This window comes from Halorubrum ruber, from assembly GCF_018228765.1.
Lineage (GTDB): Archaea > Halobacteriota > Halobacteria > Halobacteriales > Haloferacaceae > Halorubrum > Halorubrum ruber.
Window position 1 is genome coordinate 2,444,481 of sequence record NZ_CP073695.1, and the last position, 21,112, is coordinate 2,465,592.

The 21,112-nt window shown below is 68.1% G+C and carries 18 protein-coding genes and 2 pseudogenes; 9 read left to right on the forward strand and 11 right to left on the reverse strand.

Annotation, left to right across the window (positions count from 1 at the left end):
* Nucleotides 1-14: 14 nt before the first annotated feature.
* Both J7656_RS12105 and J7656_RS12110 read left to right on the forward strand, forming a co-directional pair.
* A complete protein-coding gene (locus tag J7656_RS12105) occupies nt 15-704 on the forward strand; it encodes a hypothetical protein (RefSeq protein ID WP_017342651.1) in 690 nt (229 codons plus the stop codon).
* On the forward strand, nt 701-1,336 hold the full coding sequence (locus tag J7656_RS12110; protein WP_211553421.1) for a DUF2238 domain-containing protein: 636 nt from the start codon (nt 701-703) through the stop codon (nt 1,334-1,336). Before J7656_RS12105 ends, J7656_RS12110 begins: the two co-directional genes overlap by 4 nt.
* A gap of 46 nt (nt 1,337-1,382) precedes the next feature.
* Here the strand turns inward: J7656_RS12110 and J7656_RS12115 are convergent, their stop codons facing one another.
* The 3 genes from J7656_RS12115 to aroA all read right to left on the reverse strand — a co-directional run bounded on the left by J7656_RS12115 (nt 1,383) and on the right by aroA (nt 4,890).
* Nucleotides 1,383-2,564 carry an ArsA family ATPase gene (locus J7656_RS12115; RefSeq protein WP_211553422.1) on the reverse strand — a complete coding sequence of 394 codons (1,182 nt, stop codon included), beginning with the start codon at nt 2,562-2,564 and terminating at the stop codon, nt 1,383-1,385.
* Nucleotides 2,565-3,191: 627 nt separating this feature from the next.
* Nucleotides 3,192-3,449, reverse strand: coding sequence for a hypothetical protein (locus J7656_RS12120; protein WP_211553423.1), 258 nt, complete (start codon nt 3,447-3,449; stop codon nt 3,192-3,194).
* A 67-nt stretch (nt 3,450-3,516) separates the two neighbouring features.
* Complete coding sequence (aroA, locus tag J7656_RS12125; protein ID WP_211553424.1) at nt 3,517-4,890, reverse strand: 3-phosphoshikimate 1-carboxyvinyltransferase; 1,374 nt, start codon at nt 4,888-4,890, stop codon at nt 3,517-3,519.
* Nucleotides 4,891-5,027: 137 nt separating this feature from the next.
* Between aroA and J7656_RS12130 the strand changes: the two genes are divergently transcribed.
* Entirely contained in the window at nt 5,028-5,564 is a 537-nt protein-coding gene (locus tag J7656_RS12130) for a multiprotein bridging factor aMBF1 (protein WP_017342646.1), read from the forward strand.
* Between the two features lie 78 nt (nt 5,565-5,642).
* Here J7656_RS12130 and J7656_RS12135 read toward each other — a convergent pair whose 3' ends face one another.
* Nucleotides 5,643-6,422, reverse strand: coding sequence for a DICT sensory domain-containing protein (locus J7656_RS12135; protein WP_017342645.1), 780 nt, complete (start codon nt 6,420-6,422; stop codon nt 5,643-5,645).
* Between the two features lie 144 nt (nt 6,423-6,566).
* Here J7656_RS12135 and tpiA point away from each other — a divergent pair, with 144 nt between their 5' ends.
* From tpiA to J7656_RS12160, 5 genes and pseudogenes are all read left to right on the forward strand, one after another.
* Nucleotides 6,567-7,211 carry a triose-phosphate isomerase gene (tpiA, locus tag J7656_RS12140; RefSeq protein WP_017342644.1) on the forward strand — a complete coding sequence of 215 codons (645 nt, stop codon included), beginning with the start codon at nt 6,567-6,569 and terminating at the stop codon, nt 7,209-7,211.
* A gap of 225 nt (nt 7,212-7,436) precedes the next feature.
* Nucleotides 7,437-9,374 carry a molecular chaperone DnaK gene (gene dnaK / locus J7656_RS12145; protein ID WP_026046180.1) on the forward strand — a complete coding sequence of 646 codons (1,938 nt, stop codon included), beginning with the start codon at nt 7,437-7,439 and terminating at the stop codon, nt 9,372-9,374.
* 147 nt (nt 9,375-9,521) lie between these two features.
* A pseudogene (dnaJ, locus tag J7656_RS12150) lies at nt 9,522-10,690 on the forward strand (molecular chaperone DnaJ).
* 48 nt (nt 10,691-10,738) lie between these two features.
* Nucleotides 10,739-11,059, forward strand: coding sequence for a cupin domain-containing protein (locus tag J7656_RS12155; RefSeq protein ID WP_017342641.1), 321 nt, complete (start codon nt 10,739-10,741; stop codon nt 11,057-11,059).
* A 440-nt stretch (nt 11,060-11,499) separates the two neighbouring features.
* Nucleotides 11,500-12,252: an acyl-CoA synthetase family protein gene (locus J7656_RS12160; protein WP_211553425.1), complete on the forward strand. Its 753-nt coding sequence runs from the start codon at nt 11,500-11,502 to the stop codon at nt 12,250-12,252.
* An 11-nt stretch (nt 12,253-12,263) separates the two neighbouring features.
* Here the strand turns inward: J7656_RS12160 and J7656_RS12165 are convergent, their stop codons facing one another.
* The 6 genes and pseudogenes from J7656_RS12165 to aglJ form a co-directional block, all read right to left on the reverse strand.
* Nucleotides 12,264-13,598, reverse strand: a complete 1,335-nt coding sequence (locus tag J7656_RS12165) for an ABC transporter ATP-binding protein (RefSeq protein WP_211553426.1) — start codon at nt 13,596-13,598, stop codon at nt 12,264-12,266.
* Nucleotides 13,591-14,655, reverse strand: a complete 1,065-nt coding sequence (locus J7656_RS12170) for an ABC transporter ATP-binding protein (RefSeq protein ID WP_017342638.1) — start codon at nt 14,653-14,655, stop codon at nt 13,591-13,593. The genes J7656_RS12165 and J7656_RS12170 overlap by 8 nt, the downstream gene beginning before the upstream one ends.
* Nucleotides 14,655-15,838 (reverse strand): annotated as a pseudogene (locus tag J7656_RS12175) (ABC transporter permease). The gene J7656_RS12170 and the pseudogene J7656_RS12175 overlap by 1 nt, the downstream one beginning before the upstream one ends.
* 14 nt (nt 15,839-15,852) lie before the next feature.
* A complete protein-coding gene (locus J7656_RS12180) occupies nt 15,853-16,827 on the reverse strand; it encodes an ABC transporter permease (protein WP_026046179.1) in 975 nt (324 codons plus the stop codon).
* A 39-nt stretch (nt 16,828-16,866) separates the two neighbouring features.
* Entirely contained in the window at nt 16,867-18,807 is a 1,941-nt protein-coding gene (locus tag J7656_RS12185; RefSeq protein WP_017342635.1) for an ABC transporter substrate-binding protein, read from the reverse strand.
* Nucleotides 18,808-19,089: 282 nt separating this feature from the next.
* The gene (aglJ, locus tag J7656_RS12190) at nt 19,090-20,148 is read right to left on the reverse strand and encodes an S-layer glycoprotein N-glycosyltransferase AglJ (RefSeq protein WP_017342634.1); all 1,059 of its coding nucleotides are present in this window, start codon (nt 20,146-20,148) and stop codon (nt 19,090-19,092) included.
* A 105-nt stretch (nt 20,149-20,253) separates the two neighbouring features.
* Between aglJ and J7656_RS12195 the strand changes: the two genes are divergently transcribed.
* Nucleotides 20,254-20,634 (forward strand): DUF7522 family protein, encoded by a 381-nt coding sequence (locus J7656_RS12195; RefSeq protein WP_017342633.1) that lies wholly within the window; start codon nt 20,254-20,256, stop codon nt 20,632-20,634.
* A gap of 27 nt (nt 20,635-20,661) precedes the next feature.
* Here the strand turns inward: J7656_RS12195 and J7656_RS12200 are convergent, their stop codons facing one another.
* Nucleotides 20,662-21,021, reverse strand: coding sequence for a response regulator (locus tag J7656_RS12200; RefSeq protein ID WP_017342632.1), 360 nt, complete (start codon nt 21,019-21,021; stop codon nt 20,662-20,664).
* Between the last annotated feature and the right edge of the window lie 91 nt (nt 21,022-21,112).

The following is a 21,112-nucleotide window of genomic DNA, read 5'->3' on the forward strand; positions in this document are numbered from 1 at the left end:
CCTCCGTATCAGACATGGACGGAGACCGACGCCGCGACGCCGACGCCGGCTCCGAGGCGGATGTCGGTGACGCGGAGCGCGACGAGGACTTAGCCGACAGGTTGGATGCGGTCGAGGACCGACTGACGGAGCTGATCCGCGACGGACGGCTCAACGCGTTCGTCGCGTGGGCGATGATCGCGGTCCTGACGGGGGTGCTGGTCGAGAGCGCGCTCGACTACGACCTGCTCTCGGCGATGATCGTCGTCGGGCTCGGCGCGGTCGTGCTCGCGCCGACCGTCGCGGCGCGGGACTGGCGGGCGATGCTCCCGGCAGAGCTCGTCACCCTCGCGCTGTTGCCCGTCCTCGTGCGGGCCGTCTTCGGCGGCGAACTGGGGACGTTCGCGACGTACGTCGCCATCGCGGCGCTGGCGCTCGTGATCGCCGTCGACCTCCACATGTTCACGACGCTGCGGCTCACGCACTGGTTCGCGGTCGCGTTCGTCGTGATGGCGACGCTGGCGACGGCGGCGGTGTGGACGGTGTTACGCTGGAACCTCGACCAGCGCGTCGGCACCGCCTTCCTGACGACGAACGACGCGCTGATGATCGAGTGGATCTACGTCACGCTGGCGGGGATCGCGGCCGGGCTCCTCTTCGACGGCTACTTCCGAGGGCGAGGGCGCCGCCTCCGCCGCGTCATCCGGCGGGTGGTGCGCCGATGACGCTGCTCCCCCGTCCGTCGCTCGCCTCGCAACGGCGGCTCACGGGTGCGATGCAGGTCCTGCTCGTCGCCATCGTCGCCTACGGCTTCCTCGCGGGCGAACAGAAGGCGATAAGCAACGGAGTCATCGCCTTCCTCGTCACGCTGATCCCGGCGACGCTGGAGCGCCGGTACGACCTCCCCTTGGACCCGTGGCTCGCCCTGTGGATCACGATGGCGGTGTTCCTCCACACGGTCGGGTCCGCCGGGTTCTACCAGCGCGTCGAGTGGTGGGACCACATGACGCACGCGCTGTCGGCCTCGCTCGTCGCCGCGGTCGGGTACACGACGCTGCGCGCAGTCGACCTCCACAGCGACGGGATCCGCATCCCGGCGCGGTTCGCGTTCGTCTTCATCGTCGTCGTCGTGCTCGCGTTCGGCGTGCTCTGGGAGCTGTTCGAGTTCGGGCTCGACATCATCGCGACCGAGACGGGCATCGACATGCCGCTCGCGCAGCACGGGCTCGAAGACACGGTCTCCGATCTCACCTACAACACCATCGGTGCGATACTGGTGGGGCTGTTCGGACAGGCGCACCTCACGGGGGTCGCGGAGCTGGTCCGGGACCGGATCCTCGGGAGCGCGCCCGAGTAGCGACGGAAGCGAGGCCGAACAGCGGAGAAGGCCAGCGGCTCGAAGCTCAGTTCAGGCAGGCCGCCACGACGCGCAGCGCGGCCTCGCCCCGCACCTCGTTCGCGAGCAGCGGGACCCGCTTCACCTCGCGCCCGCGGAACAGGTCGGTCGCCTCCCGGAGCGCGTTCTGCTGGACCTCCCAGCGGCGCGCGCAGAACTCGCAGGTCTCCGGGTTCGGCTCCACGACCCAGTCGGGGTCGATCCCGGAGCCGTCCCCGTCGGTCACGTCGCCGACGCCCTCCATCACCCGGTTGACGACGAGCGTGTTCACGGGAATCTGAAACTCGTCGAGGCGCGCGACGAGCCGCTCGGACTCGACGACGCTCATCTCCTCGGGGATCATCACGACGCGGAAGTCGGTCTTCTCGGGGTCCCGGAGGACGGCCCGCAGGCGCTCGATGCGCTCGCGGAGCTCCTCGAGGTCGGCGGAGGGGTCCGGCTCGTCGTCGCCGCCGCCGAACATCCCCTTGATCCCGTCCATCATGCCGGAGAAGCGCTGGCGGAGCTTCATCACGCGGCCGAGCATCGAGTCCATGATCTCCGGCAGCTGGAGCAGCCGGAGGGTGTGGCCCGTCGGCGCGGTGTCGACGACGACGCGGTCGAATCGCGGATCGTCGAGGTACTCCAGCAGCTGGCGCATCGCCGCCGCCTCGTCGGCGCCGGGCATCGTGCCGCCGAGGAGGCCGCCGAGCCCCTCGCCGTCCTCGCCGTCGATGGCGTCTCCGCCGGCGCCGCCCATCGGGCCCTCGCCGCCCATCCCACCCATCGCGTCACCCATCTCGCCGAGCCCGCCGAGCGGGTCGCCGTCGGCGCCGAACATCCCCTCGTCCATCGCGGCGTCGGGGTCGATCTCGGCGGCGTACAGCGGCATGTCCTCGCGGATACGCGCGGGCTCGGCGGGAATTTCGGTCTCGTAGGTGTCTGAAAGGGAATGGGCTGGGTCGGTGGAGACCACGAGCGTGCGGACGCCGCCCGCGGCCGAGGCGAGCCCCGTCGCGGCCGCCATCGTCGTCTTCCCGACGCCGCCCTTCCCGCCGTACAGCACGTAGTCGGGCGCGTCGACGCCCGCTGGTAGGTCGGCGAGGTCGTCGTCGACGGTGAGGGATTCGTCGCCGTCGGCCGGCTCAACGGGACCTTCGTCTTCGGGCTCGTCGACCCGGTCGACGGGTTCGACGTCGATGTCGTCCATATCGAACCCTCGTTCCGGCGGGCTTGTGTACCCGTCGGTCCAGATAAGGTGTCGGCTTTGTACCCCCTGCGAGGACGTTCGAACTCTCCGCCACTCATTTATAAATCGTCGATTGCGGAGTGGCGGTGACTGTCGCCAGAGCCCCAGCCGATCACTTATAAAAAAAAAGAACTGGCAGATAGACGGTGAATACCTCCAGAGCCCGACCGATTACTTATAAATAACTGATCGCGGATCGGCGAAGAACACCGCCAAAGCCCCAGCCGGCGAGGCCGACGTACGCTCGCTGCGTTCCTCAGTCGGTCGCTGGCGCTCCCTCCTTGCGGTACTTGCGTCGCCTACGTCGGCCTCGCGACTGCCCCTTTGAGTCCCGCCCCGCACAGCGACCGCAGCCTCACACCTCCCCAGCCTCGCCGCTAGCTCCCTCCGGTCGCTCGCGGCGTCCCTCGCGCGTGCTCCTCGCGGCCGCCGGGGGCGGCCGCTCGCAGGCACGCGCCACCGCACAGCCGGTTGTTTATGAATAGTTATTCGATCGCGCCGTCGCGATCGCCGGCCATCCCGAGGTCGGTCAGCGCGTCGAAGAAGTCGGGGAAGGGGACGCCGACGTGTTCGGCGCCGCTGTCGGCGTCAGCCCAGCCGCTTCATCGAGATCAGCGCCGTCGGGATCATGATCGGGATCGTGAGGATGGCCCCCGTGATCACGACGAACGGCGCGACCCCGGCGATCGGGTACGCGAGCAGGTCGACGGCCAACGCGTTGACCGCGCTCACCGTCACCGTGTACGCGATCACGGTGAGCGCAACGATCGTCGAGAACACGACGCCGACGACGAGCGCCGCGTTCGGTCCGCCCGCCCCTTCGTTCGACGACGGTTCGCCACTCATCTGCTGTCTGCCACCATGTAATCTTGTGTATATTGTGAACGGCTATAATCATTGGCTTCTCCGCGCGTCAGTCGCGATCGACGGTCATCCCGAGGTCGGCCATGGTCTCGAAGAAACCGGGGAAGGAGACGTCGACGTGTTCGGCGCCGCGGACGGTCGTCGTCCCCTCGGCGGCGAGCGCGGCGACGGACAGCGCCATCACGATCCGGTGGTCGTGACGGCCGTCGACGGTGGCTCCCGTGAGATCGCTCGCGTCGCCGTGAATCGTGAGTACGTCCGGCTCCTCGGTCGTCTCCGCGCCCAGCGTTTCGAGCTCCTCGGCCATCGCGGCGACGCGGTCGGTCTCCTTGTAGCGGACGTGTTCGCAGTTCTCGATCCGGGTGTCGCCGTCCGCGACGGCGCCGAGCGCGGCGATCGTCGGGAGGAGGTCGGGCGTGTCGCCCACGTCGACGGTCACGCCGGAGAGGTCGGCGCGCTCGACGGCGATCTCGCCGGCCTCGCGGTCCCACTCGATGTCGGCGCCCATCTCCTCGACGATCTCGACGATGGCCGCGTCGCCCTGCGCGCTCGGCCGCGCGCCCTCGATCCGGACCGCCTCGCCGGGCGCGGCCGCGACCGCGCCCGCCCCGAGCAGGTACGAGATAGAGGAGAAGTCCCCCGGCACGGCGTAGCTGCCGCCCGCGGGCTCGTAGGTCTGCCCGCCGGGAACGGAAAAGCCCGCGGCGCCGGCGGCGCCGTCGAGCGGGTCGCCCGCCGCGTCGACCGGGGTCGCCTCGACGCCGAAGTCCGCGAGCAGTTCGAGCGTGATGTCGACGTACGGCGCCGACTTGAGGTCGGTCGTGAGTTCGACCTCGACCCCCTCGTCGGTGACCGCGCCGGCCATCAGCAGCGCGGTGACGTACTGCGAGGAGACGTCGCCGGGAATCGCGACCGCGCCGCCTTCGAGCGGGCCCGAGACGACGAGCGGGGCCTGCCCGTTGCCGCGGGTCGACTCCGCGCGCACGCCGAGGTCGCCGAGCGCGTCGAGGAGCGGTCCCTGCGGCCGCGATCGGAGAGAGCTGTCGCCTGTGAGGACGGTCGTGCCGTCCGCGAGCGCGGCCGCCGCGGTGACGAGCCGCATCGTCGTCCCGGAGTTCGCGCAGTCGATCACGTCGTCCGGGACGGCGGGGCGGCCGCCGAACCCCTCAACCGCGATCGCGTCGGCGTCGCCCGGAATTGCGGCCGCGCCGTCGCCGCCGCGCTCGCTCCCGGCGGGCGCGACCGACCCGCCGAACGCCGTGACCGCGCGGGCGGTCGCCCGCGTGTCGGCGGAGATCAGCGGCGACTCGACGGTCGCGCCGTCGCTGTAGCCGGCCGCGAGCAGCGCGCGGTGGGTGTAGCTCTTCGACGGCGGCGCGCGGGCGGTCCCCCGGAGCTCTGAGCGCGTGACGTGTACGTCCATACCCCACCCTGCCGGCCGCGACGACAAGTCGGTACCGACCGCGGCACGATTGCGGCCGGGACGCAGTCGGAGTGCGTCCCTCCGCGCCGCGGAGCCGCGGCACACCCTTTATACCATCGGGAGCGTTAGCGTCGCGTATGCCCCAGTGTGAGATGTGCGGCGCCGAGGAGGCCTCGCTGACGACGACGAAGGTCGAAGGCGCCGAGCTGGAGCTCTGTAGCTCGTGTACGGACTTCGGCACCGAGGTCCGCGACGAGTCGACGAGCTCCGGCGGCGGCAAGTACTCCACCAGCTCCAGCACCGGGAAGTCGTCCTCGTCGTCCGGCTCGTCCGGCTCGTCGAGCGGGTCCGGAAGTTCCGGCGGCTCGACCCGCCCACGCGACATGTTCGACGACATGGACGAGATCGCCACCGACTACGACGAGCGGATCCGGGAGGCGCGGGAGTCGCGCGGGCTGAGCCAGGAGGAGCTCGCCGACCAGCTCAACGAGAAGGCGAGTCTCATCCGCAAGCTCGAACGCGGCGACACGCTCCCGACCGACGAGGTCCAGCGCAAGCTCGAACGCGCGCTCGACATCTCCTTGGTCGAGGGGCAGTCGTCCGACGACGCCGACTGGGAGACGAACGACGCTGGCACGATGACGCTCGGCGACGTCGTCAAGCGGAAGGATTAGTCACCGGGCCGTCGCCCGCGCCCTCCTTCCGACGCACCGCCAGGCTCCGACGAGCGGGTCGTCGGACGCTCGCGGCCGTCACGCCGTCGCGCCGCCGTCGTCCGTCTGCTCCGATCCGCCGTACCGCTCGGTGAGGTAGTCGATGATGTAGTCGACCGTCTCGGGGTCGTAGCTCCAGAAGCCGTAGAACTCGCCGGGCGCGCGCTCCTCGGCGAGCAGCGCGCACTTCGCGTCCTCGTAGCCGCCCCCGTCGTACGCGACGAACCACGTCTCGCGGATCTCGGCGGTCTCGCCGACGTGGACGGTGTAGTGTTCGACGTCGGGCGCGTCCCCCTCGTCGGCCGCGTACGCGTGGACGTCGAGCCGCTCCTTCTCGCCGAGCAGGTCGTAGGTGTCCGCCTCGCCGGTGAGCACGTCGAGCGTCTGGAACCCCGCGTGGAGCGCCCCGTCGCCGACCCGCCAGGCGCGGTCCTCGATCTCCCGCGACGCGGCGACCATGTCTTCGCGGGAGTATGAGGTGAACATCGTCTCGTCGAGGTGGTCCAACACCGGCCGCCCGACGCGGTCCCCGGTTGCGCCCGCGCCTCCCGGAGCGTCGTCCCCGCCCCTCGCGCCCTCCGATCCGTCCTCGCCGGTGCCCGACAGCAGGTCGTCGACGGTCACGGCCGTGACGAACTCCCCGTCCCGCGCTAGCACGGCGAACTCCTCCGGGCCGGAGGCGGTCTGGTCGTCGACGATCCGGACGTTGCGGTCGGCGAAGTGCTCCCGGAGCTCGTCCGTCACCGCCGGATCGGCGTTGAACACGGTCAGCGTGGCCTCGTGCGCCTCCACGCCCGCGATGAGCTCGATGAGGGACATCCCTTGCCCGGACCCACAGCATCGGGGTATAAGGACGTTTCTGCTCTCGGGGGCGCGTCCCTCGGCGTCGAGGGCTCGTCCGGGGCACCGAGACGCGCGCCGCGAAGCACGAACCTATTTGCGCCGCGCTCCCCGAGTGGGCGTATGTTCATCCTGGTGAACCTCAAGGCGTACCCGTGCGATCCGATCGAGGTAGCGACCGCGGCCCGCGACGTCGCCGAGGCGTCCGGCGCGCGGATCGCCGTCTCGCCGCAGGCGGCCGACGTCGCCCGCGTCGCGGACACCGGCGTCGAGACGTGGGCCCAGCACGTCTCGCCGAACGCGCACGGCTCGCACACGGGCTCGACCTTGGCCGAGGCCGTCGCCGACAACGGCGCCGAGGGAACGCTGATCAACCACTCCGAGAACCGGCTGAAGCTCGCCGACGTCGACGGCTCCGTGCGCGCCGCCGAGCGCGCCGACCTGGAGACAATCGTCTGCGCGAACAACCCCGCGCAGGTCGGCGCCGCCGCCGCGCTCGGCCCGGACGCAGTCGCCGTCGAGCCCCCGGAACTCATCGGCGGCGACGTCTCCGTCGCCACCGCGGACCCGGGGATCGTCGAGGACGCGGTCGCGGCCGCCGAGGCCGTCGACCCCGCGGTCGACGTGTTCTGCGGCGCCGGCGTCTCGACGGGCGAGGACGTGTCGACCGCCGGCGACCTCGGCGCCGCCGGCGTCCTGCTGGCCTCCGGCGTCGCGAAGGCGGACGACCCCGAGGCCGTCCTCGAGGACCTCGTGAGCGGGATCTAAATCGGCGGTCCGGGCCTCAGCGACACGACTTCGCCGAATGTACGTCCGCGCTCGCGCCCGCGAACCCTCCGCGAGCGATCCCGAAAGCCGCTGCGTTTGCGGATCTGTATAAAGACACCGATGTGAGCGACTCACACGATCGAGAAATCGCACGACAGCAGCGGGTTCTCTCGTTCCGGCGAATGGCAGCATCTAGTAACCTTTAACCGAAACAAGCCGCTACCTATGAGCAAGATGGCGAGCAACAAGATTCTCGGTATCGACCTCGGTACCACCAACTCCGCGTTCGCGGTGATGGAGGGCGACGAGCCCGAGATCATCGCCAACGCCGAGGGCGACCGGACGACGCCCTCGGTCGTCGCGTTCGCCGACGACGACGAGCGCCTCGTCGGCAAGCCGGCGAAGAACCAGGCCGTCCAGAACCCCGACCGCACGATCCAGTCGATCAAGCGGCACATGGGCGAGGACGACTACACCGTCGAGATCGGCGACGAGGAGTACACGCCGGAGCAGGTCTCGGCGATGATCCTCCAGAAGATCAAACGCGACGCCGAGGAGTACCTCGGCGACGACGTCGAGAAGGCGGTGATCACGGTCCCCGCGTACTTCAACGACAAGCAGCGGCAGGCGACGAAAGACGCCGGCGAGATCGCCGGCTTCGAGGTCGAACGCATCGTCAACGAGCCGACCGCGGCCTCCATGGCGTACGGCCTCGACGACGAGTCCGACCAGACCGTCCTCGTGTACGACCTCGGGGGCGGCACGTTCGACGTCTCGGTCCTCGACCTCGGCGGCGGCGTCTACGAGGTCGTCGCCACGAACGGGGACAACGACCTCGGCGGCGACGACTGGGACGAGGCGCTCATCGACCACCTCGCCGACGAGTTCCAGAACGACCACGGGATCGACCTCCGCGACGACCGGCAGGCGCTTCAGCGGCTGAAAGACGCCGCGGAGGAGGCGAAGATCGAGCTGTCGAACAAGAAGGAGACCACGGTCAACCTCCCCTTCGTCACCGCGACCGACAGCGGCCCGGTCCACCTCGAACAGTCCGTCACCCGCGCGACGTTCGAGAACCTCACGTCCGACCTCATCGACCGCACCGTCGAGCCGACCGAGCAGGCGCTCTCGGACGCCGGCTACTCGAAGTCCGACATCGACGAGGTCATCCTCGTCGGCGGCTCCACCCGGATGCCGCAGGTCCAAGAGCAGGTCGAGGAGCTCGTCGGGCAGGAGCCGAAGAAGAACGTCAACCCCGACGAGGCGGTCGCGCTCGGCGCGGCGGTCCAAGGCGGCGTGCTCTCGGGCGACGTCGACGACATCGTCCTGCTGGACGTCACGCCGCTCTCGCTGGGTATCGAGGTGAAGGGCGGCCTCTTCGAGCGGCTCATCGAGAAGAACACCACGATCCCGACCGAGGAGTCGAAGGTGTTCACCACGGCCGCGGACAACCAGACCTCCGTCAACGTCCGCGTCTTCCAGGGCGAACGCGAGATCGCCGAGGAGAACGAGCTGCTCGGCGCCTTCCAGCTCTCCGGCATCCCGCCGGCGCCCGCCGGAACCCCCCAGATCGAGGTCTCGTTCAACATCGATGAGAACGGCATCGTCAACGTCGAGGCCGAAGACCAGGGCTCGGGCAACGCCGAGTCGATCACCATCGAAGGGGGCGTCGGCCTCTCCGACGAGGAGATCGAGGAGATGCAAGAAGAGGCCGAGCAGCACGCCGAGGAGGACGAGGCCCGCCGCGAGCGGATCGAGGCCCGCAACGAGGCCGAGACGACGATCCAGCGCGCCGAGACCCTCCTCGAAGAGAACGAGGAGGAGCTCGACGACGACGAGCTCGTCGCCGACATCGAGGCGGCCATCGAGGATGTCGAAGAGGTCCTCGAAGACGAGGACGCCGACACCGAGGAGATCGAGTCCGCCACCGAGGCGCTCACCGAGGAGCTCCAGGAGATCGGCAAGCAGATGTACGAGGGGCAGGCCGCGCAGGCCGGTCCGGGCGGCGCGGGCGGCGCCGGTCCCGGCGGGATGGGCGGCATGGGCGGCGCCGGCGGTCCGGGCGGCGCGGCGGGCCCCGGCGGCGCCGGTCCCGGCGCCGACGGCGACGACGAGGAGTACGTCGACGCCGACTTCGAGGACGTTGATGAGAACGACGAGTAGTCGTTCTCATCAGCCAACCAGAACTGCTTCGCAGTTCTGGTGACGTGGACGACGACGAGGAGTAACCCCCGCCGAGCTGACTTTCGACGCCCCGACCCCGCCGTTTAAATCGACCCGTCGATCAACACTAACCAACGAACGCAACGCATGAGCGAAGATTTCTACGACGTCCTCGGCGTGTCGCGGGACGCCAGCGAGGAGGAGATAAAGAAGGCGTACCGCAAGCAGGCCGCGAAACACCACCCCGACGTCAGCGACGACGAGAACGCCGAGGAGCGGTTCAAGAAGATCCAGAAGGCCAAGGAGGTGCTCACCGACGAGCAGAAGCGCCAGCAGTACGACCAGATGGGCCACGACCGGTTCACCGAGGCCGACAAGCGCGGCGCGACCGGCGGTGGCGGTGCCGGTCCCGGCGGCGCCGGCGGGCCCTTCGGCGGCGCAGGGGGTGCGGGCGGCGCCGGCGGGTTCGAGGACATCTTCAACCAGTTCTTCGGCGGCGGTGGCGGTCGCGGCGGCGGTGGCGGCGGCAACCGTCCGCGACAGGGCCGCGACCTCAAGACGGGGCTGACGATCGACCTCGAGGAGGCGTTCGAGGGCGCGACCAAGGAGGTCACGCTCACGCGACCGACGACCTGCGCCACCTGCGACGGCGCGGGCCACCCCCGGACGCGGACGTGGAGACGTGCCCGCAGTGTAACGGCCGCGGACAGGTCCAGCAGGTCCAGCAGACGCCGCTCGGCCGCGTCCAGCAGACGTCGACGTGTCCTCGGTGCGAGGGCGAGGGCGAGCTGTACAGCGAGGACTGCGCCGACTGCGGCGGCGACGGCGTCGTCCGCGAGGAGGCGACGCTCTCGGTCGAGATTCCGGCCGGGATCCGCTCCGGACAGAGCCTCCGGATGGAGCGCGAGGGCGCGCCCGGCGAAAACGGCGGGCCGAAGGGCGACCTGCTCATCGAGGTCGACGTCGACGTCGGCGACCGGTTCGAGCGCGACGGCGACGACCTCCGCGTCAACGAGGCCGTCTCCTTCCCGCAGGCCGTCTTCGGCGACACCATCGAGGTTGAGACGGTCGACGGCAGCGTCGAGATGGACGTCCCCGCCGGCACCCAGAGCGGCGAGACGTTCCGCCTTCAGGGGAAGGGGATGCCCCGGCTCCGGCGCCGCGGGCGCGGCGACCTCTACGTCCAGGTCGCCGTCGTCGTCCCCGAGTCGCTCAACGACGAACAGCGCGAGGCGCTGGAGGCGTTCGCCGAGGCCGGCGGCGAGGACATCGACGTCGGCGGCGGCTTCTTCGAGAAGCTGAAGAGCTCCTTCTGAGCTTCCGCTGCCCGTACCTTTTCCGCGCTCCGGACCCATCGTCGACGCATGGGCTACGACACGACGGCCTACGACGATGTCGAACCGCGCGCGCCCGGGATGTACTTCCTCCGCGACGCGCTCGACTGCGAGCACCTCGGCGTGACCGTCGTCGAGGCCGACGACGGCTGGGAGGGGATGGAACACGACCACGCCGACGGCGACCACGAGGAGGTGTACGTGCTGCTCCACGGCGAGGCAACGCTCACCGTCGACGGGGACGCCGTCGACTTGGACCCCGGCGACGCGGTCCGCGTCGACCCCGGGTCTACCCGCGACCTCGCCTTCTCCGCGGACGGCTCGAAGATGATTGTCGCCGGCGCACCTTGACGCCGGCTCGATGATAGTCGTCGCCGGCGCACCTTGACGCCGGCTCGATGATAGTCGTCGCCGGCGCACCTTGACGCCGGCTCGATGATAGTCGTCGCCGGCGCACCTTGACGCCGGCTCGATGATAGTCGTCGCCGGCGCACCTTGACGCCGGCTCGATGATAGTCGTCGCCGGCGCACCTTGACGCCGGCTCGATGATAGTCGTCGCCGGCGCACCTTGACGCCGGCTCGATGATAGTCGTCGCCGGCGCACCTTGACGCCGGCTCGATGATAGTCGTCGCCGGCGCACCTTGACGCCGGCTCGATGATAGTCGTCGCCGGCGCACCCTGACGCCGGCTCGATGATCGTCATCGCCGGCGCACCCTGACCCGCTCTCCCTCCTGACCCTTCCCCGTCGACGCCGCAGTGTTAAGGCTCGCGCGCCCCGAGAACCGCGTATGGAACTCGTCGGGGATCTGCTCGCGCGCGACCGGCGCACCCGCGACACGGCGCTCGTCACGGCGGACGGCCGGGAGCGGAGCCACCACGATCTGATCACGAACGGCTACAAGGCGGCGAACGTGCTCCGATACCTCGGCGTCCGAGAAGGGGCGACCGTCGCCGTCGACCCGACGCCGGGCTTTCACACCACGCTCGCGTTCCTCGGCGCAGCCGCGGTCGGCGCGCCCGTCCGGTTCGACCCGGCGGCGGGAATCGACGCGGGCGACCGGGTCGTGCTCGCGCCGGTCGCGACCGCCGCCGACCTCGATCCGGCGCCGGGCACGAACCTCGCCGCGTTCGGCGGATCGCCGGAGCGTCCCGAGACCACGCACTGGGAACAGGAGCTGTGGAGCGAGAACCCGGGGACGCCGCCGAGCGACGTCGAACCGGATGACGCCGCTATCGTCGGGCCAGAGCGCGAGTTCAGCCACCGCGAACTGTGTTCGCTCGCCGCGACCGCGGTCGAGGCGGGCGGGATGGACGCGGAGACGCGCGTCGTCCTCCGGCGCCCGTTTTCCGACGCGCCGGCACTCGCGGCCGGTCTCGTCGCTCCCCTCTCCGTCGGCGGGACCGCGGTGCTCGCCGCGCCGAGCGCCGCCGACGAGGGCGGCGACGACTCTCGGGGCGACGTGGCGGTGGCCTCGGAAAAAACGAGCGTCCCGGAGCCGCGACGCGTCGATCCGGCGTCGGTCGCTGCGGCGACCGAGTGAGGGCGCCCGGTTCAGTCGTCCGCGGGGTTCGGCTCCGCGGACGCTCGGTCCTCGTGGAGGAGGCAAGCGGACTCGTGGTCGGACGCGTGGGCCGTCTTCGAGGGCTCGGTCTGGGCGCACGGAGTCGTGACCTCGTCGGACAGGAATTCGCCGGCCATCTCGGCGTTGTCGTCCAACAGGAGGTTCATCGCCTCCGTGAGCGTCTCCTCGAGCTCGGGGTCGTCTATCGTCTCACCGATGTCGAACTCCCGCCGGATCTCCGCTTGAACTTCCGAGTCCGTCGGCTCGGTTCCGCTCGCGGCGACGTTCTCTCGAACCTGCTCGACGTCGATCTCTCCGGTGTTGATCTTGTCGCGCAGGTTCAACAGCCCCCGCCAGTCGTCCTGATCGACGTCGACGCCGTCGGGCTGGATCACCTTGTGACACCGGGTGTGGAACCGGCAGCCGCTCGGCGGGTTCGTCGGGCTGGGGACGGTCCCCTTCAGCTCGATGCCGCCCACGCTCGCGCGCGGGTCCGGCGTCGGGATCGACGACAGCAGCGCCTCCGTGTACGGGTGTTGCGGGTTCGTGAAGATCTCCTCGACCGGCCCGATCTCGACGATCTCGCCGAGGTACATCACGGCCACCCGGTCGCATATCTGGCGGATGACGGACATGTCGTGGCTGATGAACAAAAGCGACAGGCCGAACTCGTCCTGGAGGTCGTCGATCAGCGAGAGGATCTCCGCCTGGATGGAGACGTCGAGCGCGCTCACCGGCTCGTCGGCGATGATGAGGTCCGGGTTCAACACGAGCGCCCGGGCGAGCGCGATCCGCTGCTTCTGGCCCCCGGAGAACTCGTGGGGGTACCGGTCGAAGTCGCTCGCCGAGAGCCCGACGCGTTCGAGCAGGTCCTCGACGATCGCGCGGCGCCGGTGGCGGTCGCTCATCCCGTGAACCTTGAGGAGTTCGCCGACCGCGTTGCCGACCGACATCCGCGGGTCGAAGCTCGAGGAGGGGTCCTGGAACACCATCTGGGCCCCTCGTCGGAACTCCTTCAGCTCCTCGTCGCTGAACTCCGTCACGTCGTTGGGGTGGCTCCCGTCGGGATTCCGCGTCGCGCCCTCGCGGCCGTTCCCGTTGAAGACGACCTCACCAGAGGTCGGCTCTTCGAGGTGGATGATGGAGCTCGCCGCGGTCGACTTCCCGCAACCGGACTCGCCGACGAGTCCGAGCGTCTCGCCCTCCGCGATGTCGAAGCTGATCCCGTCGACAGCGCGGGCGGCGCCGACCTGCCGGTTGAATACCCCCTTCCGGATCGGGTAGTGCTTCTTCAGGTCGCGCACCGTGAGCAGCGGTTCAGTCATCGGCGGGACCCACCTCGCTGTCGCCGTCGGCCGCGCCGGTTTCGCCGGCGGGTCCGAACTCCTCGCCGCCGATCACTGAGGGATCGCCGCCCGGGCCGTAGTGGACACAGGAGACCCACTGTCCGGGTTCGACCTCAACTTCCTCCGGCTGCTCGCCGGTCCGGCACGCCTCCTCGGCGTACTCGCAGCGCGGCGCGAACCGACACCCGTCCGGCGGGTCGTGCGGATCTGGGAGCGTCCCCGGTATGCCCCCGCCCGTGCCACCGAACTCCGGCAGGCACTCCAACAGCTGCTGGGTGTACGGGTGTGTGGGGCGGTCGAAGATGTCGAGAACGCCGCCCCGCTCCATCACCTTCCCGGCGTACATCACGACGATCCGGTCGGCGATCTCCGCGACGACGCCGAGATCGTGCGTGACGAATAAGATTCCCATCTCGAACTCCTCCTGGAGGTCGTTGAGGAGCTTCAGGATCTGCGCTTGAACGGTCACGTCGAGCGCCGTCGTCGGCTCGTCGGCGATGAGCAGGTCGGGGTCGCCGACGAGCGCCATCGCGATCATCACGCGCTGCTTCTGGCCGCCGGAGAACTCGTGCGGGTAGTCGTCGAACCGCGAGCTCGCGTTCGCGATCCCGACGCGGTCCATGAGATCGACCGCCTTCGCGCGCGCCTCCTCGTCGGAGACGTCCTGGTGGATCTGGAGCGCCTCGGTGATCTGCCACCCGACGGTGTAGCAGTGGTTCATCGCCTCCTGCGGGTTCTGGAAGATGTGGGCGATCTCGTTGCCCCGGATCTGTCGGAGCTCCGACTCGGGGAGCGACAACAGGTCGCGCCCCTTGTAGCGGACGGTCCCCTCGATCTCGCCCGGCGGCGTGTTGATGATCCTGGTGACCGACTCCGTCGCGACGGTCTTGCCGGAGCCGGACTCCCCGACGATACAGACGGTTTCGCCGGTGTCGACGCTGAAGTCGATCCCGTCGACCGCCGTGAGGGTTCCGTTGTCGGTGCTGAACGTCGTCTTGAGGTCTTCGACCTCGAGTAGTGGTTGGTCGTCGGCCATTATTCGTTCTCGGCCTCCGCTTCGGGGTTCAGCGCGTCCAACAGCGCGTCACCGAGGAAGTTGAACGCGAGGATGGTCAAGAACAGCACGATGCCGGGTGCCAGCACGATCCACGGGGCGAAGGAGAGGTCGCTCCGGCCCGCGGAGATGAGCTGGCCCCACGATGGGACCGTCGAGTCGCCGATCCCGAGGAACGCGAGCTGGGCCTCCGCGAGCAGGAAGCCGGGATGAGCAGCGTGAGCTGCGTGATGATGCTGCTCGCGACGTTCGGAACCACGTGACTGCGGATGACGCGGTACGTGCTCGCGCCGCTGATACGACTCGCCTTGATGAACTCCTCTTCGGACACCGAGAGGGACTTGCTCCGAACGTACCGGGCGGTCCCGCCCCAGGCGAACAGCGAGAACACCACGATGAACATCCCGAGCCCGGCGCCGTAGATGTACAGGATGAGCAGGAACATCAGGAACGTCGGGAACGAGAGGATGATGTCGACGAACCGCATCATGATCTCGTCGACCCACCCGCCCGCGTACGCGCTCAGGGTGCCGAACGAGATCCCGATCGTGGCGACGATGGTCGTCGTGATGAACGCGATCTGCATGCTGATCAACATCCCGTAGACGATCATCGTGAACACGTCCTTGCCGGCGTTCGTCGTGCCGAGGGGATGTTCCCACGTGCCGTAACACCGCCCGTTCATCACCTCGCCGACGCAGGTCGCCGGCGTCGTGTCGACGACGGAGGTGAACACCGGCGGCTGGTAGGCGATGAGCAGTTGCTGCTGGGGTGGATCCATCACGATCGGTCCGACGATACCCCCGACGAACACGATTCCGAGCCAGCCGAGGCTCACGAGCGCCGGGCGGTTGCGCTTGAACTCCTTCCAGTAGTACCGCGTCCGCCGCGGGTTCTGATACAGCGGCAAGACGAGGTACCAGAAGGCCAAAAACAGGGTGAAGATGAAAAAGAAGTCGATGCTCGCGAGTCCCCGTTCGATTCCGATGAACTCGAACGTCTGGGTGCGGTCCCCGATCAAAAACTGGTCGTAAACGGCCAGTAGAACGACCGGGAGCGCCGTCAACAGCATCCCGATCGAGTTGATCGACAGATCGAACCGTCCCGACCGCGAGATCTCGTTCCAGTCGATTTGGTCGAACTGTTCGGATTTTTTAGTTGCCATCTTTCTTCCTTGTGTTATCTGTCATCGTAGCTGATGCGTGGGTCGAGTACGGTGAACACGAGGTCCTCGAGGAGGTTCCCGATGACGGCGACGAACGTGAAGAACAGCGTCGTCCCCAACACGAGGTTCGTGTCCTGTGCGACCAGCGCCTCGTACGTCAGTCGGCCAAGCCCGGGGATCGCGAAGACGACCTCGACGAGCAGCGAAGACCCCAGAAACAGCGCGAGCAGCTGACCGACCAGCGTCGTCGAAAGCGGGACGAGCGTCGGCCGCATGACGTGGTAGGCGTACGCCCGCAGGGGTGAGACGCCCTTCGCCTTCGCCGTCTTCATGAAGTCTGCGTTCTGGAACTCCGCCGACTCGTTCCGAGAGACCCGCATGACTGCCCCGATCGAGCCCGTAACCAGCACGAATACGGGTATCGTGAGCTGGATAGCGTTTTCGATGCTGAACACCGGTACGGTGGTGTCGTACGTGATCGGGATGACTTCGAGCCAGACGCCGAAGATCAGAAGCAGGATGATCCCGAAGAAGAAGTTCGGGATGGCGAATCCGAAGAACGCGAACCCGGTCGCGAGGTGATCCTTCCAGCTGTACATGTTCGCGGCCGAGTAGACGCCGACGAGCGGTCCGAGGATGACCGTGAGGATCGTCCACGGGATGGAGTACTGCGCGGTGTAGTACAGCGACTGTTTGACCGCCTCGATCACCGGCTGGCTCCGGCTCATCGACCAGCCCCAGTCGAGGGTGTACACGCCCCGGATGAAATCGAGGTACCGGACGTACAGCGGCTGGTTGAGCCCCCGTAGCTCTCTGGCCCGCTCGGTCGCCTCCGCCGGATTTCCGCCCTGGAGCGCCGCCTGCGTGGCCGCCTGCTGGACTTCGGGGTTCGGCGCGGCCGACAGCAGCAGGAACGTGACCGTGGTGATGACTAGCGATACAACTCCGGCCCAAAGAAAGCGAGCGGTTACGTACCTTCCAAATCCCATGTTGCTGTGATAGATGCCGTGTGGTGAAGACGAGTCGTCCTACTCGTATCTCCACGCCGCAAAGTTCCAGCCGTTCGAGAAGTTCTCGATCGGCCCTTCGAGTCCCTCGCGGTAGCCGATCGTGCTGTCGGGGAACGCGAGCATGATGTACGGCTGCTCCTCAGCGAGGTTGGCGAACAGCTCGACGAGCGCGTCCGCCAGCTCCTCCTGTGAGGTTGCCTCTTGTGCTTGGTCGAACAGCGACTGCGCGTCGAACCCGGGGTAGTAGCCGACCGGATTGTAGAACGCCGTCGCTCCGTCGAAGAAGGCGCTGTTGGTGAGCGGGTTCCGCGGGTACGTGTTCAGTCCGAACACGACCGACATGTCCCACGCCTGGTTGCTCGTGACGTTGCGCGGACCGGGGTTGGTGGCGCTGGGCGCCGTCCACTCGACCTCCTCGCCGTTCACGGTGTCGACGAGTTCCTCCGGCACCTCGGTGATCTCGCCCTCGTCGTTCCGCTCCGGCGTGGGGAATTCGCTCGTGGTCCAGTACTCGTTGTTGAACCGGGTGCCGTCGATGGCCTCGACGCTCACCTCGATTCCGAGGTTCTCGCCGAGCTCCTGTGCGATGAACTCGGCCATCAGCTGTTCCGTGTCTTGGCCCGCGCTGTGGTAGATGTCGAGCTGAATTTGGTCCCCGTCCGGGTTGACCATCGTCTCGCCGTCGAAGCTGTAGTCGTACTCCGACTCCTCGAACGCCTCTTCCGCCAGTCCGCGAGCCACTTCGCTCCCGTAGCTGTCGCCGACGCCGAACTTCGGAATGTCGTCTTCCGGCGGGTAGAACTCGCTGAACCGCGGCTGCCACGTGAAGTGCGTCTCCGCGAAGTCACGGAACACGCCCTGGATTAGCCTCTCTTTGTCGATCGCGGCCGCCATGGCCTGCCGGAACGGGGTGTGCCGGAACATGTTCCCCGGGCCGGTGTTCCACCCGTTGTCTCGCATGTTGATCGAGATCTTCTCGTTGTAGGGCTGCGGGACCTGGTTGACGTAGATCTCGTCGTTGTTCTGGTACGACTCGACCTGCTCCGGCGGAATCGCGGCCGAATCGACCTCGCCCGTCTCCAGGGCGCCGAGCCTGGACGCCTCCTCTTGGATCACTCGGATCTCCGACTCCTCGAAGTACGGCGCGTCGTCGAACACGTCCGGGAGGTCGTCGGCGTCCTGGAGGTAGTAGTCCTCGTTCCGGCTGTACCGGGTCCCGGCGTCCCGCTCCCACTCGTCGAGCACGTACGGACCGAGGTTCCCGGCGAACTGAAGCTCGAGGAGCTCCTCGTCCTCCTGAAGGCCCTCTCTGTCTTCCTCTTCGACGTACGGTTCGAGGAGCTCCTGCGGGATCGGATACAGGAGCGGGTCGAAGCTCTCGGGCCAGAGGAGCGACGGGTTCGCCAGCGTCGCCTGGAACTCGTACTCGCCGGTCTCCTCGACGGTAACGCCCTGCCAGCTCGTGGTCGCGGCCGAGTTCGCCCAACTGCTCTGGTGGATCTCCTGAATCAGGTAGACGAAGTCGCTCGCGGTCACCTCCCCGTACGGGTCGCTGAACTCCAGCCCTTCGCGGATCTCGAACGTCCACACCTCGCCGTCCTCGGTGGACATGTCGTAGAGGAGCGGGACGTACTCGTTGTTCTCGTCGAAGGTGTACCCTAGGTCGAGCGTCCGAGCGATCGCGTCGCCGGCGCCGTTCTCGGTGTTGTATATCGGGTTGAGCGTGCTGAACGAGGCGGAGGTCGCCGTCGAGTACACGTCCTGTTGGGTGTTCGTGTCGGAGCCGTCACCCCCGTCACTACCGTCACTGTCGGTGCCGTCGCCACCGTCACCGCCGTCGCCGCCGTTGCCCGAACAGCCCGCGAGTGTGACAGCGCCCGTGAGGCCGAGCGCAGCGAGCCATTGCCGCCGGTTAACCTGCCGGGGATCTTCACGGTCCTTAATGCTTCGCCGTGGCATACCATGTACTACGAGTGGATGTATAAAAAACTTCAGACTTCGGAACAGTTGTCGGGGACGATCATCTTACATCTGTTTTGATAATTGGCTGATTCGAAGGGAAAACCGGACCACCGCCGCATATTTCATCGCGTATCGGAGAGTTTGACGCGGGTGGAGGAGTGAGATTTAATTCGATTGACTGCTCTCGCCTCGCGCGCGCAAGTAGCCGACGCTTCCCGGAGAGTTTCCGGAGACAACGGTGCGGTGCCGGCCGTTCCCGACCCGTCGCGGGAGCGTTCCTCAGTCGCCGCGACCGTCCCGGCCGGCGTCGTCGGCGAGCTCGGAACCAGAAGCCGACCGCGGACGGTTCGCCTCGGTGCTCCCATCGGCCTCAACCGCCGGACCGTCGCCGTCGGCGACCGACGGCCCCTCGGCTGCTTCACCACCGATCACCCGCTCGTACCGCGCGATCTGTTCGCGATGGAGGGAGTGTATCATGTCCGCGAGGAACCCGAACACGAGCAGCTGGATCCCGAGGATCGTCGCGCCGACCGCGCCGACGGCGATGACATTGTGGCTGATACCGAACGCGAGGTACCGGTACAGCACGAACGCCCCCATCCCGAGCCCCGCCGCGGTCGCCGCCGCGCCGGCGCTCCCGAAGTAGAACAGCGGGTTGTTCGTCTTCGCCTTCCGGTACAGCTCCAGGAAGATCACGCCGCCGTCCCGGATCGGGTGGAGGTTCGTCGCGGAGCCGCCGGGTCGCTCCCGATACGTGACCGGGACCACGGCGACCGAGACGCGGTTCTTGACGCACTCGACGGCCATCTCGGTCTCGATCCCGAACCCGTCCGCGGTGAGGTGGAGCCGCAGGAACGACTCGCGGGTGAACGCGCGGTACCCCGAGAGGATGTCGCGGTAGCCCTCGCGGTGGATCGCCCGGAACGCAAGGTTGATCAGGCGGTTCCCGATCCGGTTGAGCCGGGTCATCGCGCCCGGGCGCATGTCCGCGAACCGGTTGCCGATGACGTGGTCGGCCTCGCCCTCGAAGAGGGGGTCGAGCATCGCCGCGGCGTCGTCGGCGTCGTAGGTGGCGTCGGCGTCGGCCATCAACACGTACGGGGCCGCGACGTGGTCCCGGACGGCTTCTCTGACCGCCTGCCCCTTCCCGCGGCCCGACTGCTCGACGACGCGCGCGCCGGCCTCGCGGGCGATCGACCGCGTCTCGTCGGTCGAGCCGCCGTCGATCACCAGGACCTCCTCGAAGCCGGCGTCGCGGAAGTCCGTGACGACGCGTGCGACCGTCTCGGCCTCGTTCATCGTCGGCAACAGGACGCAGACGTCGTCGTGGTCGCTCATCAGGCGAGCGATCACGGGGGAGTCGGTAAACTCTGTCCCTCCCGGTCGCCGGCCGACGCTGCGGCCACCCACACGCTCATGTATGTGAGCATTGATCGTGGTCGTATGTCTCACCCACCGGACGAACGCGCCGACGAACTACTGAGCGCGGCCCGCACGGCGACGGGCGACGAGCTGCGGAGCCTCACGTACTTCACGGAGGCGGACGTCGAGCAGCTGTACCTCCGCAGCGACCTGAGCCGGACCGCCGACTTGGTCGGGTTCGCCGAGAACGAGCGGCAGGGGTTCCACGCGCAGTCGATGTACGCGGACACCCAGCTCGGCGACTACCGGTTCACGGTCCGCGTCTTCGAGAACGGCTACCTCACGCGCGTCATCGCCAACGACCACGGCGTGTGGGTGACGACCGACTCGATGGAGATGGACCGGTTCGAGGAGCTGGCGAGCGCGCTCGCCGCGATCCTCCGGTCGTTCGATCACGCCTGACCACTGGACGTCATTTAAAAGGGCTGCTCACCCGAGATGGCTCTCGAACTCGCCGACCAGCTCGTCGGCGTCGACGGGCTTGGTCACGTACCCGTCGGCGCCCGCCTTCACCGCCTCCATCATCTTCTCCTGCTGGTCGACGCTCGTACACATCACGATCACCGCGTCGGGCCAGCGGTCCTTGATCTCGGCGGTCGCCTCGATCCCGGTCATCTCCGGCATCACGACGTCCATTGACACCGCGTCCGGCTCGTACGCCTCGAAGAGATCGACCGCCTCTGCGCCGTTCTCCGCCTCGTCGACGACCTCGAACCGGTCCGCCAGCGCGTCCCGGACGACGGTCCGCTGGAAGGAGGAGTCGTCGACGACGAGCACCCGCTCGGTCATACTCGTTCTCTCCGCCAGATCGATATAAGCGCGCGGATCGCTCGGCACGACACGGGCTGGGACACGGGGACCGGCGTGGGGGCAACTCGGT

What these genes read in the sequence shown, in the direction of transcription:
- J7656_RS12105 (WP_017342651.1), top strand. Translation starts at nt 15, where the DNA reads ATGGACGGAGACCGACGCCGCGACGCCGACGCCGGCTCCGAGGCGGAT.
- J7656_RS12110 (WP_211553421.1), top strand. Translation starts at nt 701, where the DNA reads ATGACGCTGCTCCCCCGTCCGTCGCTCGCCTCGCAACGGCGGCTCACG.
- J7656_RS12115 (WP_211553422.1), bottom strand. Translation starts at nt 2,564, where the DNA reads ATGGACGACATCGACGTCGAACCCGTCGACCGGGTCGACGAGCCCGAA.
- J7656_RS12120 (WP_211553423.1), bottom strand. Translation starts at nt 3,449, where the DNA reads ATGAGTGGCGAACCGTCGTCGAACGAAGGGGCGGGCGGACCGAACGCG.
- aroA (WP_211553424.1), bottom strand. Translation starts at nt 4,890, where the DNA reads ATGGACGTACACGTCACGCGCTCAGAGCTCCGGGGGACCGCCCGCGCG.
- J7656_RS12130 (WP_017342646.1), top strand. Translation starts at nt 5,028, where the DNA reads ATGCCCCAGTGTGAGATGTGCGGCGCCGAGGAGGCCTCGCTGACGACG.
- J7656_RS12135 (WP_017342645.1), bottom strand. Translation starts at nt 6,422, where the DNA reads ATGTCCCTCATCGAGCTCATCGCGGGCGTGGAGGCGCACGAGGCCACG.
- tpiA (WP_017342644.1), top strand. Translation starts at nt 6,567, where the DNA reads ATGTTCATCCTGGTGAACCTCAAGGCGTACCCGTGCGATCCGATCGAG.
- dnaK (WP_026046180.1), top strand. Translation starts at nt 7,437, where the DNA reads ATGAGCAAGATGGCGAGCAACAAGATTCTCGGTATCGACCTCGGTACC.
- J7656_RS12155 (WP_017342641.1), top strand. Translation starts at nt 10,739, where the DNA reads ATGGGCTACGACACGACGGCCTACGACGATGTCGAACCGCGCGCGCCC.
- J7656_RS12160 (WP_211553425.1), top strand. Translation starts at nt 11,500, where the DNA reads ATGGAACTCGTCGGGGATCTGCTCGCGCGCGACCGGCGCACCCGCGAC.
- J7656_RS12165 (WP_211553426.1), bottom strand. Translation starts at nt 13,598, where the DNA reads ATGACTGAACCGCTGCTCACGGTGCGCGACCTGAAGAAGCACTACCCG.
- J7656_RS12170 (WP_017342638.1), bottom strand. Translation starts at nt 14,655, where the DNA reads ATGGCCGACGACCAACCACTACTCGAGGTCGAAGACCTCAAGACGACG.
- J7656_RS12180 (WP_026046179.1), bottom strand. Translation starts at nt 16,827, where the DNA reads ATGGGATTTGGAAGGTACGTAACCGCTCGCTTTCTTTGGGCCGGAGTT.
- J7656_RS12185 (WP_017342635.1), bottom strand. Translation starts at nt 18,807, where the DNA reads ATGCCACGGCGAAGCATTAAGGACCGTGAAGATCCCCGGCAGGTTAAC.
- aglJ (WP_017342634.1), bottom strand. Translation starts at nt 20,148, where the DNA reads ATGAGCGACCACGACGACGTCTGCGTCCTGTTGCCGACGATGAACGAG.
- J7656_RS12195 (WP_017342633.1), top strand. Translation starts at nt 20,254, where the DNA reads ATGTCTCACCCACCGGACGAACGCGCCGACGAACTACTGAGCGCGGCC.
- J7656_RS12200 (WP_017342632.1), bottom strand. Translation starts at nt 21,021, where the DNA reads ATGACCGAGCGGGTGCTCGTCGTCGACGACTCCTCCTTCCAGCGGACC.